Source organism: Gluconobacter sp. P1D12_c, assembly GCF_018812105.1.
Lineage (GTDB): Bacteria > Pseudomonadota > Alphaproteobacteria > Acetobacterales > Acetobacteraceae > Gluconobacter > Gluconobacter oxydans_A.
In genome coordinates this window covers 1-486 of record NZ_JACSIQ010000369.1, presented here as the reverse complement: position 1 = coordinate 486, position 486 = coordinate 1, and the positions used below count along the sequence as shown (strand labels likewise).

Annotated in this window: 1 protein-coding gene; it reads right to left on the bottom strand. The window is 44.2% G+C overall.

Going from position 1 to position 486, the window contains the following annotated elements; translation table 11 throughout:
• Positions 1-382, bottom strand: a 382-nt coding sequence (locus KP705_RS17220) for a plasmid recombination protein (protein WP_215765155.1), incomplete at its 3' end; no start/stop codon positions are given.
• Between the last annotated feature and the right edge of the window lie 104 nt (positions 383-486).

Genomic DNA, 486 nt, shown 5'->3' with positions numbered 1-486 from the left:
CCCCATACGTGTCCTGCAACCACTTGACCGACCGAGCTTGCCAACGCTTACAATCGGCATCCATCTCACCTGGCCAAGACAGCACAATGCACGCCATAGTATTTTGAGTGCTTCTGATTTTCCTGCTCTTGCCATTCTTCTGAACATCAACAGCACCATCGCAAGCCTGCTCATGCTCACGCTCAAGAGCTTCTAAATCCTGACCAAAAACGAGAACCGGCTTGCCTGGATTTTCAACATGCAAACAGGCATCCGGATTTCTCCGGGTAGCCTCATCTATAGTCTCTTTAATATTCCACTTCTTAGACTTCGTTGCCTTGTCGGAAGGCTTTACAAGCACTTTACGACTCAGCATCTCAATATGTGCGAATTGATAACTCATGACAACGATCCAAAAAATTTCTCGCAAATCGTAGAGAGGCTTCTTTTAAAATCATGATACGTACAATTTTCCAATTCTAAATTATCGATACTCGAATACAAACC